The sequence below is a fragment of the Streptomyces roseochromogenus subsp. oscitans DS 12.976 genome (genome assembly GCF_000497445.1).
GTDB classification, from domain to species: Bacteria; Actinomycetota; Actinomycetes; order Streptomycetales; family Streptomycetaceae; genus Streptomyces; species Streptomyces oscitans.
The window spans coordinates 6,086,797-6,100,924 of sequence record NZ_CM002285.1 but is presented as its reverse complement, the minus strand read 5'-3'; the positions used below and the strand labels follow the sequence as shown (position 1 = coordinate 6,100,924).

Below are 14,128 nucleotides of genomic sequence, written 5' to 3'. Positions count from 1 at the left end.
CCGCGTGCGGGATCACGGGTGGTTCAGGTGGGACGGATCAGCTGGTCGTCAGGGCGGTGTCGTCCACGACGAAGCTGGTCTGCAGCGAGGAGTCCTCGACGCCGTTGAACTTCAGGGTGACCGTCTGGCCCGCCAGCGAGGACAGGTCGAAGGTCTTCTGCGCGTACCCGGAGTTGGCGTTGAGGTTCGAGTACGACGCGAGGGTCGTCGAACCGGCGGTCACCGTCAGCTTGTCGTACGCGGTGCTGGTGGTGGTCTCCGCGGTGTCGATGTGCAGGTAGAAGCTGAGCGTGGCCTTGCAGCCGGCCGGGATCGTCACCGACTGGGACAGCGTGTCGGTGTGCGAGGAGCCGTAGCCGTCGAGCCAGGCGTAGTACGAGCCGCTGTGCGCCGCCTCACCGGTGCCGTTGGTGATCACGCCGCTGGTCGCGGTCCAGCCGGTGTTGCCCGACTCGAAGCCGGGGTTGGCCAGCAGCTGGGACGAGGTGCAGCCGCCACCGCCGGAGCCGACGGTCCAGGTGAAGGAGGTCGAGCCGGAGGCGCCGGTGGAGTCCTTCGCGGTGACCGTGACCTGGTAGGTGCCCGCGGTGGAGGCGGTGCCGGAGATCAGGCCGGTGGAGCTGTTGATGGACAGCCCGGTCGGCAGGCCGGAGGCGCTGTAGGTGAGGGCCGCGCCCGCGCTGTCGGTGGCGTTGATCTGCAGGCTGACCGAGCCGCCCGCGGTGGTGGACTGGCTGCCGGGGTTGGTGACGGTCACCGTGTTGCCGCTGCTGGAGCCGGCGGTGAAGGCGGCGGTGCCGTTCGGGGTGCCCCAGCCGGTCGGGCCGTCGTAGCCGGTGCCCGCGGTGCAGAAGTACGACGGGGAGCAGCTGCCGTTGTTGCCGCTGGTGACGTCGTACAGGTTGCCGGTGTGCTGGTAGGGGTACTTCGCCGGGTAGTCGCCGGAGCCCGGGGTGCCCGCGAGGGCGTAGACCGAGGCCATGATCGGCGAGGAGGCGCTGGTGCCGCCGTAGACCGCCCAGCCGGAGCCGCCGTAGGTGTCGTAGACCGCGACGCCGGTGGCCGGGTCGGCGACCGCGGAGACGTCGGCCTCCATGCGGTTGGAGCAGCCGCTGTCGGTCTGCCAGCTCGGCTTCGGGTCGTAGGCGGAGCAGCCGGAGCCGGTGCCCTCGGTGGAGCTGGTGTGCCACACCGACTCGCTCCAGCCGCGGGAGTTGGAGGCGGTGGTGAGCGCGGTGCCGCCGACGGCGGTCACGTACTGGGAGGTCGCCGGGTACTCGGCGCCGTAGGCGGAGTCACCGGAGGAGACGGTGATCGCGACGCCCGGGTGCTTGAAGTACTGGGTGTCTTCGCCGGTCTGGGCGGAGGACTCGGAGCCGCCCCAGCTGTTGGAGATGAACTTGGCGCCCAGCGCGACGGCCTCGTTCTCGGCGGTGCCGAGGTCGGAGTCGGTGGCGGAGTTGGCCTCGACCAGGATGATGTTGCAGTTCGGGCAGACCGCGCTGACCATGTCGATGTCGAGCATCTCTTCACCGGCCCAGCCGGTGTCGTTGGTCGGCAGCGAGGTGGTGGAGCCGGTCTGGCTGACCTGCTTGAAGCAGCCGTTGGCCTTGGTGCAGGACGACAGGCCGTAGGTGGAGCGGTAAGTGCCCAGGTCCGACTCGGCGTTGGGGTCGTTGTAGGCGTCGACGATGGCGACGGTCATGCCGGAACCGCCCGTGGTGGGCAGGTTGTAGGCGCTGTGCAGGTTGGCCGGGGAGAGGCCGGAGGGTGCCGCGGCGGCGAGCGCCGAGGCGAGGCGCTGCTTGATGTCGGTGCGGCGCTGGGCGAAGCAGGACGCGTGGCCCGGCTCGGCGGTGGCGCACAGGTGCGTCGTGGGCACCTTCTGGCCGGCCTTGCCGGTGGAGTGGTAGGTCTGCCGCTCGGGTGCGGTCAGCGCTTTGTTGTTCTGCGTGACCTTGGTGCCGTGGGGGTGGGCCGCGGCGGTCTGGGCGCCGGCGGTCGGTGCCGCGACGAGCCCGGCGACGGTGAGGGTGAGAGCGGGGAAGGAGACGGCGAGGAGTCTTCGCAGGCTCCGTCTCCGCTTGCTCAGGCGTGACTCACGCATGGGGTACTGCCTCCGGTTGACGTGGGGATGCGCACTGGATTGGCAGCCCGTGACACGCGTAGCGGCGGCGAACGCAGTCATGAGCATGACACTCACAGACACCTGTCGAATGTCAGAACGCTGGGTGAGCGTGACATGACAGGATGCGGGAGGAACGTAGCTCTGGCCCTGGCACTACCGGCAGTACCGGAGGGATTTCTTTGCCTCGCCATAGGAATGGCTTAGCCCCCTCATGAGAGGGGGCTGGTGACCGCTTGATGCGGGTTAATGCGGTGTTACGCCCAGAGCTGGCCCTGCAGCGTCTCGATGGCCTCCTCAGTGGTGGCCGCCGTGTAGACGCCGGTGGACAGGTACTTCCAGCCGCCGTCGGCCACGATGAAGACGATGTCAGCGCTCTCCCCCGCCTTGACCGCCTTCCTGCCCACGCCGATCGCCGCGTGCAGGGCGGCGCCGGTCGAGACGCCCGCGAAGATGCCCTCCTGCTGCAGGAGTTCACGGGTGCGGGTGACCGCGTCGGCCGAGCCGACGGAGAAGCGGGAGGTCAGCACGGAGGCGTCGTACAGCTCCGGCACGAAGCCCTCGTCGAGGTTCCTGAGGCCGTACACCAGGTCGTCGTAGCGCGGCTCGGCGGCGACGATCTGGATGCCCGGCCGGTGCTCGCGCAGATAGCGGCCGACACCCATCAAGGTGCCGGTGGTGCCGAGGCCCGCCACGAAGTGGGTGATGGAGGGCAGGTCGGCAAGGATCTCGGGGCCGGTGGTGGCGTAGTGGGCGCCCGCGTTGTCCGGGTTGCCGTACTGGTAGAGCATCACCCAGTCGGGGTGCTCTGCGGCCAGCTCCTTCGCCACGCGCACGGCGGTGTTGGAGCCGCCCGCGGCCGGCGAGGAGATGATCTCCGCGCCCCACATGCCGAGCAGATCCCGGCGCTCCTGCGAGGTGTTCTCCGGCATCACACACACCATGCGGTAGCCCTTGAGCTTGGCCGCCATGGCGAGGGAGATGCCGGTGTTGCCGGAGGTGGGCTCCAGGATCGTGCAGCCCGGGGTGAGCCGGCCGTCCTTCTCCGCCTGCTCGATCATGTGCAGCGCGGGGCGGTCCTTGACCGAGCCGGTGGGATTGCGGTCCTCCAGCTTGGCCCAGATCCGGACGTCGGCGGACGGCGAGAGCCGTGGCAGGCGCACCAGCGGGGTGTTGCCCACCGCGGCCAGCGGGGAGTCGTAGCGCATCGCTGCTCAGCGACCGATCCGCGCAGGCCCGCCCGTCGCCCGGCCACCATCCCGGCCGGACGCGGCTGACGCCGCGGCAGATCCTCCGGCCACGGCCGGCAGGATCGTCACGTTGTCGCCGTCGGACAGCTTGGTGTTGATGCCGTCCAGGAAGCGGACGTCCTCGTCGTTCAGGTAGACGTTCACGAAGCGGCGCAGCTGCTCGCCCTCCACGATCCGGGCCCGGATGCCCGCGTGCCGGGTCTCGAGGTCGGCGAACAGCGCGGCGAGGGTGTCACCGCTGCCCTCCACCGCCTTCTGACCGTCGGTGTACTGGCGGAGGATGGTGGGGATGCGGACCTCGATGGCCATGGCTCAGGGCTCCTGTCGGAAGGTGTCGTCGGTTCGGGCGTGCGGCGGCCCGCCGCGGCACACGGGCCGAACGGCGGCAGGGGGAATCAACAGATGGCGCTGTTCAGCCTGCACAGGTCGACGTGCAGCCGCGCCACGAGCAGCATGCCCGGCGCCTTCTCGCTCACGTCGTTCAGAACCATGCGCTCATCGTAACGATTCCCGGTCCCGCCATCGGAGTGTGATCTCGCATGCTGGATGAAATCCGTCCAGATCCCGGGATCAGTAGGCCTCCACGACCTTGACCTCCTCCTCGGTGACCTCACCGTCCACGATCCGGAAGGAGCGGAACTGGAAATCGCCGAGGCCGTCGGTGTCGGCGGTGGAGACGAGGACGTAGTGCGCGCCGGGCTCGTTGGCGTAGGAGATGTCGGTGCGCGAGGGGTAGGCCTCGGTGGCGGTGTGGGAGTGGTAGATGACCACCGGGTCCTCGTCGCGGTCGTCCAGTTCGCGGTAGAGCTTGAGCAGGTCGCCCGAGTCGAACTCGTAGAACGTCGGGGACATCGCCGCGTTCAGCATGGGGATGAAGCGCTCGGGGCGGTCCGAGCCCGCCGGGCCCGCCACGACGCCGCACGCCTCGTCGGGGTGATCCTTGCGCGCGTGGGCGACGATCTGGTCGACGAGGGCCTGGGTGATGGTCAGCATGTCCGTCAGGATAAGCAGAAGGGCCGTTCCGTACCGAGGGATGGTACGGAACGGCCCATATGCCGGACGTCCTGAGCGGCAGCCGCAGCGGGGCACCACGAGAGCCCCGTGCGGCCGGACGTCCCGGAGGGAAGGTCAGCGCTTGCTGAAGGCCGCGGCCTCCGGGTTGCGGCGCTTGAGCACCCAGTAGGAGACGAGGAGAATCGCGGCCCACAGCGGAGCACAGTACAGCGAGACCCGGGCGTCCTTGTCGATACCCATGAGCACGATCACCATGAAGAGGAACGCCAGCGCGAAGATGCTCGTGTACGGCGCTCCCGGCGCGGGGAACTCGCTCTTCGGCAGCAGCCCGCGGTTCGCCTTGAACCGGTAGCGGATCTGGCAGAGCAGGATGACGATCCAGGCCCACATGCCGGAGATGGTCGCGAAGGACACCACGTAGTCGAATGCCTTGCCCGGCCACTGGTAGTTGATCCAGACGCCGACGAGCATCAGCGCGGCGGAGAACGTCGTGCCGACGAGCGGGGTGCCGCTGCGGGTCAGCTTGGTGAAGGCCTTCGGGCCCTGGCTGTTGAGCGCCAGGTCACGCAGCATGCGGCCGGTGGAGTACATGCCGGAGTTGCAGGAGGACAACGCGGCCGTGAGGACGACGAAGTTCACGATGCCGGCGCCGACGGACAGGCCCATCTTCTGGAAGGCGGCCACGAAGGGGCTCACACCCGGGTGGAACTCGGTCCACGGCACGACCGACAGGATCATGATCAGCGCGCCGACGTAGAAGACGGCGATGCGCCACGGCACGGTGTTGATCGCCTTCGGCAGCACCTTCTTGGGGTCCTTGGACTCGCCCGCGGTGACACCGACCAGCTCGACGGCGAGGAAGGCGAACATGACCATCTGCAGGGTCATCAGCGTGCTGCCGATGCCGTGCGGGAAGAAGCCGCCGTCGTTCCACAGATGGCTGACCGAGGCGGTCTTGCCCGCGTCCGAGAAGCCGATCGTCAGGATGCCGACGCAGATCAGGATCATGCCGATGATCGCGGTGACCTTGACCATGGAGAACCAGAACTCCAGCTCACCGAAGAGCTTCACGGAGATCAGGTTGGCGCCGTACAGCACGATCGTGAAGATCAGGGCCGAGACCCACTGCGGGACGTCGAACCAGTACGTCATGTAGGCGGCCGCGGCCGTGACCTCGGTGATGCCGGTGACCACCCAGAACAGCCAGTACGTCCAGCCGGTGACGAAGCCCGCGAAGGGGCCGATGAACTCGCGCGCGTACTCGGAGAACGAACCCGACACCGGGCGGTACATCAGCAGCTCGCCGAGAGCCCGCATGATCAGGAAGATCACGAGGCCCGCGACGGCGTACGCCAGGATCAGGCTGGGGCCGGCCTTGGAAATGCCCTTGCCCGCGCCGAGGAACAGGCCGGTGCCGATGGCACCGCCGATGGCGATCATCTGGATCTGCCGGGACCCGAGCCCGCGCTGATACCCCTCGCCGCCCTCGCTGTCCGCGGCCGGCGCGGCCTCATTGCCGTCGCGAAGCTGGTCGACCTGCGATGAGGTCATGTGTGGTGCGCCTTTCTCCATGCCGACCCGGGCCTTTCGTCGGCCTCGGATCGGGTTTCGATCCCCCCGGATGATGGAGTTGTTGCCTGGCCGACGGTCGTCGGCTCGGTGGCGCACCCGGCCGGACATGGGTGGTGTCGGCCGGGCGATCGTGAAGATTTATCACGGCCGCAATAGTGATCACAGGGCGGGTTGTGGCGCACCACACAGGGAAAAGCGGACAAAGATCCCCTGATCGTGGCAAACCAGGCCGCAACGGTGACGGGATCGTTATCCGGATCTGAGCGTCCGCTGAGCGAACACTCGTGCACCGTAACGGCCGCAGTTATGGCATCAGGGTGCCGACCAGGGTCTCCTGGAGCCCGCCCAGCCACAGATAGGCCATCACCATCGGCTTGCGCGGGTCCTCGTCGGGGAGCCGGTAGAGCAGATCGGTGTCGTCCTCGTCGGTGATCTCCAGCCGGGTGCCGATCGCGAGCCGCAGGTCGTTGAGGGCGCTGAGCCATCGCCGGGACTCCTCCGGGGCCAGCTTCAGCACCGCCCCGCCCTCGTCCACCGGGGAGAGCGCGTCCAGGGCGCGGATCACCGCGAGCGCGTTCTCGCGCTTGCCGGCCCTGAGGTCGTTCTCGGTGTAGCGGCGGAACTCGGCGGAGTGGGCCCGCCGCTCCTCGGCGTCGGCGGGCGAGTCCGGGGCCTTCTCCGGGTCGCTGTAGGCGTCCGGGAAGAGCCGGTGCAGCACCGGGTCGGCGGGCGGCTCGCTCGGGCCCTCCGCGAACAGCTCGGCGAGTGGGTCCTGAGGGGAGTCGGCGCCGGGGCCGGGGCCGATCAGCTCCAGGAGCTGGACGGCCAGCGACCGGATGATGGAGATCTCGACGTCGTCGAGTGCGACGGCCGCGCCGCCGCCGGGGAGCGGTTCGAAATGTCCGGGCATGTAAATGGGTTCGCTACTTCCGGTCCTGCTGGAGGGTGGCCCACAGACCGTAGCCGTGCATGGCCTGCACGTCGCGCTCCATCTCCTCGCGGGTCCCGCTGGAGACGACCGCCCGGCCTTTGTGGTGGACGTCGAGCATGAGCTTGGTGGCCTTGTCCTTGGAGTAGCCGAAGTACGTCTGGAAGACGTAGGTCACATAGCTCATGAGGTTGACCGGGTCGTTGTGCACGATCGTGACCCAGGGGACGTCGGGCTCGGGTACGGCGAAGACCTCCTCCGCCGACTCGGTGCGTTCGATCTCTACGGGCGCGGGTGACGTCACGGTGCCCATGCTGCCACGCTCAGCGAAAATCGTCACACTGACGAAATGGGGGTAGCATCCTCGTCATGAACACAGCGGACCTTGGGCTGCCGGTGGATGTTCCCTCGACGGCGCTCTTCACGGACCAGTACGAGCTGACGATGTTGCGGGCCGCGCTGAAGGCCGGTACGGCCGAACGGCGGAGCGTGTTCGAGGTCTTCACCCGGCGGCTGCCGAACGGGCGCCGTTACGGCGTGGTCGCCGGCACCGGGCGTGTCCTGGACGCGGTGGAGAACTTCCGCTTCGACGCGGGCGTCCTCGGCTTCCTGCGCGAGCAGAAGATCGTCGACGAGGAGACCCTGACATGGCTCGCCGGCTATCGCTTCAGCGGGGACATCTGGGGCTACCCCGAGGGCGAGGTCTACTTCCCCGGCTCGCCGATCATGCGGGTCGAGGGCACCTTCGCCGAGTGCGTGCTCCTGGAGACGGTCATCCTCTCCATCCTCAACCACGACTCCGCGATCGCCGCGGCCGCCTCCCGCATGGCCTCGGCCGCCGGGGACCGGCCGCTGATCGAGATGGGTGCCCGCCGCACCCATGAGCTGGCGGCGGTGGCCGCGTCCCGGGCCGCGTACGTCGGCGGCTTCGCGACCACCTCCGACCTGGCGGCCGGCTTCCGCTACGGCATCCCCACCGTCGGCACCTCGGCCCACGCCTTCACCCTGCTGCACGACCGCGAGCGGGACGCCTTCCAGGCCCAGGTCGACACCCTCGGCCGGAACACCACGCTGCTCGTGGACACCTACGACGTCGCCGAGGCCGTTCGTACGGCGGTGGAGGTGGCCGGCCCCGAGCTGGGCGCGGTCCGCATCGACTCCGGCGACCTGCTGCTCGTGGCACACCGGGTGCGGCAGCAGCTGGACGAGCTGGGCGCGGCCCACACGAAGATCGTCGTGACCTCCGACCTGGACGAATACGCGATCGCCTCCCTCGCCGCCGCCCCGGTGGACGCGTACGGTGTCGGCACCCAGCTGGTCACCGGCTCCGGGCACCCGACCTGTTCCATGGTCTACAAGCTGGTCGCCCGCGCCGAGTCCGGCGACGCCGAGGCGCCGCTGGTACCGGTCGCGAAGAAGTCCAGCGGCGGGAAGACCTCCATCGGGGGCCGCAAGTGGGCGGCGCGCCGGCTGGACGAGGACGGGGTGGCGGAGGCCGAGGTCGTGGGCACCGGCCCGGTGCCGGCTCAGCTGGCCGACCGCCAGCTGCTGGTCGAGCTGATCAAGGGCGGTGACGTGATCGCCCGTGAACCACTGGACGTCCCCCGGGACCGCCACATCGCGGCCCGGGCGAATCTCCCGCTCTCCGCTACCCAGCTCTCCCGAGGGGAACCCGTGATTCCGACGGAGTACGTCACCGGGCGCTCGGGTAGCTAGAGCGGGACCGCCGTCCGCCCTCGCCCCCTCCCGCACGGGCCCGGAAGTCTCTAGGCTCAGTTACTTAACTCTTAGTCGAAGGACACCCATCATGCGCCGCGCCTTGATCGTCGTAGATGTGCAGAACGACTTCTGCGAGGGGGGCAGCCTCGCGGTGGCCGGGGGTGCGGACGTGGCCGCCGCGATCACGGAACTGATCGGCCAGGCGGGGGGCACCGGATACCGTCATGTGGTGGCCACCCGGGACCACCACATCGCCCCCGGCGGCCACTTCGCCGACGACCCCGACTTCGTCCACTCCTGGCCCGCGCACTGTGTCGCGGGCACGGAGGGCGTCGGCTTCCACCCGAACTTCGCCCCCGCCGTCGCCTCGGGTGCCATCGACGCCGTCTTCGACAAGGGCGCGTACTCGGCCGCCTACAGCGGCTTCGAGGGCACCGACGAGAACGGCGTCCCCCTGGCCGACTGGCTCCGCGCCCGCCACATCGACGAGGTCGACGTGGCGGGCATAGCCACCGACCACTGCGTACGCGCCACCGCCCTGGACGCCGCGAGAGAGGGCTTCCGCACCCAGGTCCTGCTGGACCTCACGGCGGGGGTCGCCCCGGAGACGACGGAGCGGGCGTTGGAGGAAATGCGGGCAGCCGGGGTGGAACTCACGGGCAAGCCCGTGGTCAGCGGCTAGCAGAGCCCTATTGCACCACCGCTGACCTGCGAAGAAGCGCCCGGATCGGGTGCCACAGCTCATTCACCATGACACCGTTGTCGGCCGGTGCCGTACGCCATATCAGCCCGTCCGGATGGTGCAGCACCGCCGTGACCTCGTCCGGCGTGGGAGGCGCGGCGTTCCCCCTGAGGTAAATCGCACGCAACCCCAGGTTGCGGAGCCTGGTCAGGGCTCGGGCGCGGTTCTGGGCGTGCACCAGTACCCGCACCGCGGCCGAGCCGTAGGGCAGATTCAGCGCCACCACGACCGTGCCGTTCGGCAGTTTGCAGAAGCCTCCAGCGGCCATGCGGTCACATCCCCGTTTCCGTCGGTGTCAATAAGCGGTCCACAGGACGCACCTAAACACGATCGGCGGCAACCCGCCAAGAGGCTGCCGCCGATACGCGCCTGACCTGCGAAAACGCGAATTACTTCACCGCTGGACCAATCTTGAGCAAGATCGTCGAGCCGTCCCTGGCCTCCTTGACGATCGCGATCTTGGTGTTGGTGTCAGTGACCTTCACGCCCCCGGTGGGGTTCGCCGGGTCGTAGTAGGTGCTGGTGTGGTCGTCGAAGACCGGCACCCCCTTCGACGCCTTGATCACCGTCGGTACGTCCGCCCGGTGCAGCGTGATGCCGTCCGTGCCGTAGAGGCTGAACGGGGAGTCGTAGGCCTGCACGCGGTTGCGCAGCAGGGTGCCGTCCGACCACTTCAGCGCCTGCGGGTGCGAGTCGATCGGCAGGATCAGACCGGAACCCGGGTGGCCGTTCGCGCTGTTGGTGTTGTTGTCCGCCTGGGAGGTGTCCCACTTCCAGATCAACAGGCCGTTCTGGTACGGGTAGTGCTCCACCCAGCCGGGCCGCCCCGCCGAACCGAAGTTGTACGGGCCGGTCTTGAGCGTCTTGTCGTAGGACACGTACTGCCGGTTCTCGGCGATGTAGTACTGCTTGTAGTCCTTGGTGAAGGACGCGCCGATGCGGGAGAAGCCGTTCGCGGTCCAACCGGCGTCCTGCGTCTCGGCGTTGTCCGAGAAGAGCGGCGTACCGTCGGCGGTCAGGGTGATCTCGTCGGCTGTGAAGCCGTTCTCCGCGACCCCGCTGTCGGTGGCGTAGCGGAAGCGCAGGTCGATCTTCTTGCCCGCGTAGGCGTCGAGCGCGTACAACAGTTTCTTGTGCGTCTGCGAGAAGCCGGTCAGCGCCGGCTTGCCGCTGCCGTCCCGCGGGATGGCCTGGCCGTCCGCCGTGCCGTCCAGGGCGGTCCAGTTGGCGCCACCGTCGGTCGACACCTCGGTGTAGACGAAGTCGTAGCCGTCCTCGGTGGCCCACCAGCCGTCCAGGTCCAGCTTCGCCGAGGACCTGCCGGTGAGGTCCACGGAGCGGGTCAGCGTGTTCTTGAGGTCGTTGCCGCTGCCGCTCCACCACTGGGCCGCCCCCTGGGCCGGCTCGGTGATGGTCGTGGTGACCGCCTTGTCCGGCAGGGTGACCAGGAGGGCCTGCTTGTCCCAGGTGTTGTACTCGGCGACGCCCAGCTTGTGCGTGGACTGGGTACCGGCCTTCGCTGTGTCGTAGTTCAGCCAGCCGAGCTGCAGCTTGTCCCAGGCGTTCATGTCGCCCGGCAGATCGCCGATGGACTCCTTGCCGGTACCGAGCCAGGAGCCGGAGGACATCAGGGTCCAGAAACCGGTGGAGTTGTCGCCGCCGGCGGTGTCGTACTCGTCGGGCAGGCCGAGGTCGTGGCCGTACTCGTGGGCGAAGACGCCGAGGCCGCCGTTCTCCGGCTGGATGGTGTAGTCGCCGACCCAGATGCCGGTGTCACCGACCTGGGCGCCGCCCAGCTTGTTGTTCGCGGGACCGGTGCTGCCCGAGTCGGTGCCGAAGGCGTACCAGCGGTGGGCCCAGATCGCGTCCTTGCCCTGCGCGCCGCCGCCCGCGGACTCGTCCTCACCGGCGTGCACGATCTGGAAGTGGTCGATATAGCCGTCCGGCTCGTTGAAGTCGCCGTCGTGGTCGTAGTCGTAGCGGTCCCACTGGTCGTACTGGGCGAGGTCCTTCTTGATGTCGGCGTCCGACTTGCCGGCCGCCTTCTGCTGCGCGACCCAGGCGTTCAGGCCGTCGCTGACCACGTTCCACACGCTGGGGCAGTTGGTCTGACCGCAGGCGTTGTTGCCGTAACGGGCCTCGTTGTAGGGGACCTTGACCCAGTCCGAGACCTCGCCGTTCACCGAGTAGCGGCCCGAGGACTGCTTCTCGTAGTACTTCTTCAGCGACTCGGTCTTGTTGCCGGTGCCGAAGTAGAGGTCCTGGTAGTGCTTCTGGCCGTAGTCCTGCTGCCAGGCAGTGGAGTTGTCGTTCTTGCGGTCCGGCGCGGCGATGGTGTTGTGCAGCGGGCCGGGCGTGCCACCGTACTTGGGGTCGGTCTTGTCCCCGAACTCCACCAGGATCGTGAAGATCTTGTCGGTCTTCTCGCGGCTCAGCTCGACGTACTTGTCCTTGCCCTTGCGGCTCTTGAGCTGGACCACCTTGGAGCCGTTGCGCTCCTGGGCCTTGGCCTTGCCCGATATGAGCTGGTTCAGCGCCTCCCGGCGCTGGGCTTCCTGGGTCTTGCTGAGCGGGCCGTCGAGGTCGTGCGCCCGCTGCTTCACCGGAGCCGGGTCGTGCCGGTCGACCGCCGCGGGCCGGGCCTGGGTGCTCGCTTCCGCGACGGCGAAGGTGGCGAACGTGGCGGAGGCCGCCGCGAGCGTCACGCCGATCGCGGCCGCTCTGAACGTCCAGGATCTGCTGGTCACTTGAGTTCCTCCCCCGCGTCTGTTTGACGCGTTCAAGTGACGCAATTTGACTAGACGTTTAGAAGAAAAGACAGATCTTGACTTGCTCCGGTCAACTGGACTAGGTGGAGTCGACCGGTGTTTTACGGAGGACGTGCCCCCTGTGCGCCCCCCGTGCACCGGTACCGTGGGTTAGGTCACGCTTACCAGGCGGCTCGTTCGGGCATGCACGCGAAGAGAGTCGAATGGCACCCCCAATCTCCCGAAGACTTCCGAGGACACGATTGCCATGCCTCGTCCGACTGCCGCACAGCTCGTATACGGTTCGTGCACCGTGATCTTCTCGACGCTCGCCATGCTGCTGCTGTCCCAGACGAGTTCGGGCCTCGGGATCACCGTCATCGCCCTCGCGGCGCTGGCCCTAGGGCTGCTCGTGGCGATGACGGTGCCGCTGCCATCGGCCCCCGCGGCCGAGGCACCGGCCGGATCCGCCGAGTCCGCACCCAAGGAGCAGCCGGTGTCCACGGCACTCTGAGCGGCGTACACATCGGCGGCGAGTCCATGAGCTTCACGGACCCGCCGCTTTCATGCGTGCCGCCGCTCACGTGTACGCCGCGACGTCTCAACCGGTGCTGACCACCACCGTCTTGGCCGCCTTGTCATGCAGGCCTTGTTTGTACGGTTTGTCGAAGTAGCTCCAACCGCCGCAGATCACCGTCCAGATACAGGCACAGCAGAAGGCGAACGGCACCCAGAGCACCAGGGCGCGGATCAGGTTGGTCTGCACCGAGGGCGTGGCGCCGTTGTCCAGGTTCGCCACCCGCATGTTGAGCCACTGCTTGCCCAGGGTCTGGCCGTACTTGCTCATCATGAAGGTGTCGTACGCGATGTACAGCACGGCCGCGATGACGGACTGGCCCACGGACTTGCCGACCGCGACGTGGTCGCCGTTCACGTTGTACTCACGCACGCCGAACGCCCAGGTGAGCAGCCAGACGACGATGCCGACGAGGATCATGTCCACGATCCGCGCGAGCGTCCGCTTGCCGCTGTCGGCGAGCGGGGGCATACCGGCGAGCGGGTCGGCGGGGTACTCACCACCCGGCCCGGCGCCGTAGGGACCGCCGCCGTACGGGCCACCGCCGTAGGGGGGAGGCTGGCCGCCGCCATAAGGGGGTGGCTGGCCGCCGGGGGGCGGTTGCGGGCCCCCGCCGCCGGGTGGCGGGGGCTGCTGGGCACCGCCGTACGGGGCGTCGTACGGCGAGCCCGACCCCTGGTCCGACGGGGGCCGCTTCCTGAACGGGTCGTCCTCGGGGGGCTGCTCTCCGGAGCCGGGGGGCGGTTCGCTGCTCATGGCCCGAGTGGACCGCGAACGCCCCGGCTCCGCATCCGACGGGCGGCCGTACGGAGTATCCGGTACGGCGTTCCGGGGGCCGTTCCTCCGGCCGGTGCTCAGCCCGCGACGAAGGTGCGCGCCGCCTTGTCGTGCCAGCACTGGTGCCAGGGCCGGTCGAACAGGCACCACAGCACGCCCACGATCCCGATGCCGAGCAGTCCGGGCACGCTGTAGACGAGCCAGCGGCGCAGTGCCTGGCCGAAGGCCGGGGGCTCGTGCGCCTCGATGTCCCGCACCTGAAGCCCCAGCAGCTTCTTGCCGAGGGTGCGGCCCCATTTGGCGGTCGGCAGCGCCTCGTACACCACGCCGACGAGCAGCAGGACGGCGAGCACGATGCCGAGGCTGGTGGCGGTGGTGCCGTCGAGCAGCCAGACGGTGACCTCGCGGCCGGACAGCCTGGCCGCGTCGATCTTCTGCTGGACGTGGTCGGCGGCCTTGGTGCCGAGGGGTACGGCGGCCACGGCCGTCACCGCGCCCACGGCCAGGGTGTCGATCAGCCGGGCGGCGAGCCGCTTGCCGGGTGCGGCGGGGCGGGCGGCGGCCTGGCGGCGCGCGGCCGCCTGGAACGGGTCCTCCACCACCGGCTTCCACGGCGCCACGGGCTGCTCGTCACCGCCCCCGGCCAGCTGGTGCACCTGCTGCGCCCAGGACGCCTG

The 14,128-nt window shown here is 68.8% G+C and carries 15 protein-coding genes; 3 read left to right on the top strand and 12 right to left on the bottom strand.

Annotation, left to right across the window (positions count from 1 at the left end):
• Positions 1-37: 37 nt before the first annotated feature.
• The 8 genes from M878_RS75940 to clpS all read right to left on the bottom strand — a co-directional run bounded on the left by M878_RS75940 (position 38) and on the right by clpS (position 7,202).
• A complete protein-coding gene (locus tag M878_RS75940; protein ID WP_023550196.1) occupies positions 38-2,107 on the bottom strand; it encodes a putative Ig domain-containing protein in 2,070 nt (689 codons plus the stop codon).
• 275 nt (positions 2,108-2,382) lie between these two features.
• Complete coding sequence (locus tag M878_RS75935; protein WP_023550195.1) at positions 2,383-3,333, bottom strand: PLP-dependent cysteine synthase family protein; 951 nt, start codon at positions 3,331-3,333, stop codon at positions 2,383-2,385.
• A gap of 6 nt (positions 3,334-3,339) precedes the next feature.
• Positions 3,340-3,684: a MoaD/ThiS family protein gene (locus M878_RS48950; protein ID WP_023550194.1), complete on the bottom strand. Its 345-nt coding sequence runs from the start codon at positions 3,682-3,684 to the stop codon at positions 3,340-3,342.
• 86 nt (positions 3,685-3,770) lie between these two features.
• Positions 3,771-3,866, bottom strand: coding sequence for a putative leader peptide (locus M878_RS000000101465; RefSeq protein WP_023550193.1), 96 nt, complete (start codon positions 3,864-3,866; stop codon positions 3,771-3,773).
• Positions 3,867-3,945: 79 nt separating this feature from the next.
• On the bottom strand, positions 3,946-4,368 hold the full coding sequence (locus M878_RS75930) for a M67 family metallopeptidase (protein ID WP_023550192.1): 423 nt from the start codon (positions 4,366-4,368) through the stop codon (positions 3,946-3,948).
• A 135-nt stretch (positions 4,369-4,503) separates the two neighbouring features.
• A complete protein-coding gene (locus M878_RS75925) occupies positions 4,504-5,940 on the bottom strand; it encodes an amino acid permease (RefSeq protein ID WP_023550191.1) in 1,437 nt (478 codons plus the stop codon).
• A gap of 325 nt (positions 5,941-6,265) precedes the next feature.
• Complete coding sequence (locus M878_RS75920; protein ID WP_023550190.1) at positions 6,266-6,871, bottom strand: DUF2017 domain-containing protein; 606 nt, start codon at positions 6,869-6,871, stop codon at positions 6,266-6,268.
• A gap of 13 nt (positions 6,872-6,884) precedes the next feature.
• Entirely contained in the window at positions 6,885-7,202 is a 318-nt protein-coding gene (clpS, locus tag M878_RS75915) for an ATP-dependent Clp protease adapter ClpS (RefSeq protein ID WP_023550189.1), read from the bottom strand.
• Between the two features lie 56 nt (positions 7,203-7,258).
• Here clpS and M878_RS75910 point away from each other — a divergent pair, with 56 nt between their 5' ends.
• Both M878_RS75910 and M878_RS75905 read left to right on the top strand, forming a co-directional pair.
• The gene (locus M878_RS75910) at positions 7,259-8,605 is read left to right on the top strand and encodes a nicotinate phosphoribosyltransferase (protein ID WP_031225838.1); all 1,347 of its coding nucleotides are present in this window, start codon (positions 7,259-7,261) and stop codon (positions 8,603-8,605) included.
• A 91-nt stretch (positions 8,606-8,696) separates the two neighbouring features.
• Complete coding sequence (locus M878_RS75905) at positions 8,697-9,290, top strand: nicotinamidase (RefSeq protein WP_023550187.1); 594 nt, start codon at positions 8,697-8,699, stop codon at positions 9,288-9,290.
• A gap of 7 nt (positions 9,291-9,297) precedes the next feature.
• Here the strand turns inward: M878_RS75905 and M878_RS75900 are convergent, their stop codons facing one another.
• Positions 9,298-9,618, bottom strand: a complete 321-nt coding sequence (locus tag M878_RS75900) for a hypothetical protein (protein WP_023550186.1) — start codon at positions 9,616-9,618, stop codon at positions 9,298-9,300.
• 121 nt (positions 9,619-9,739) lie between these two features.
• Positions 9,740-12,097, bottom strand: a complete 2,358-nt coding sequence (locus M878_RS75895) for an immune inhibitor A domain-containing protein (RefSeq protein WP_023550185.1) — start codon at positions 12,095-12,097, stop codon at positions 9,740-9,742.
• A 268-nt stretch (positions 12,098-12,365) separates the two neighbouring features.
• Between M878_RS75895 and M878_RS75890 the strand changes: the two genes are divergently transcribed.
• Entirely contained in the window at positions 12,366-12,611 is a 246-nt protein-coding gene (locus M878_RS75890) for a hypothetical protein (protein WP_023550184.1), read from the top strand.
• An 87-nt stretch (positions 12,612-12,698) separates the two neighbouring features.
• On the opposite strand, the gene M878_RS94850 is transcribed toward M878_RS75890, so the two are convergent.
• Positions 12,699-13,430, bottom strand: a complete 732-nt coding sequence (locus M878_RS94850) for an RDD family protein (RefSeq protein WP_078630397.1) — start codon at positions 13,428-13,430, stop codon at positions 12,699-12,701.
• 98 nt (positions 13,431-13,528) lie between these two features.
• The coding region (locus tag M878_RS75880; RefSeq protein WP_023550182.1) for an RDD family protein at positions 13,529-14,128 on the bottom strand (600 nt) is incomplete at its 5' end.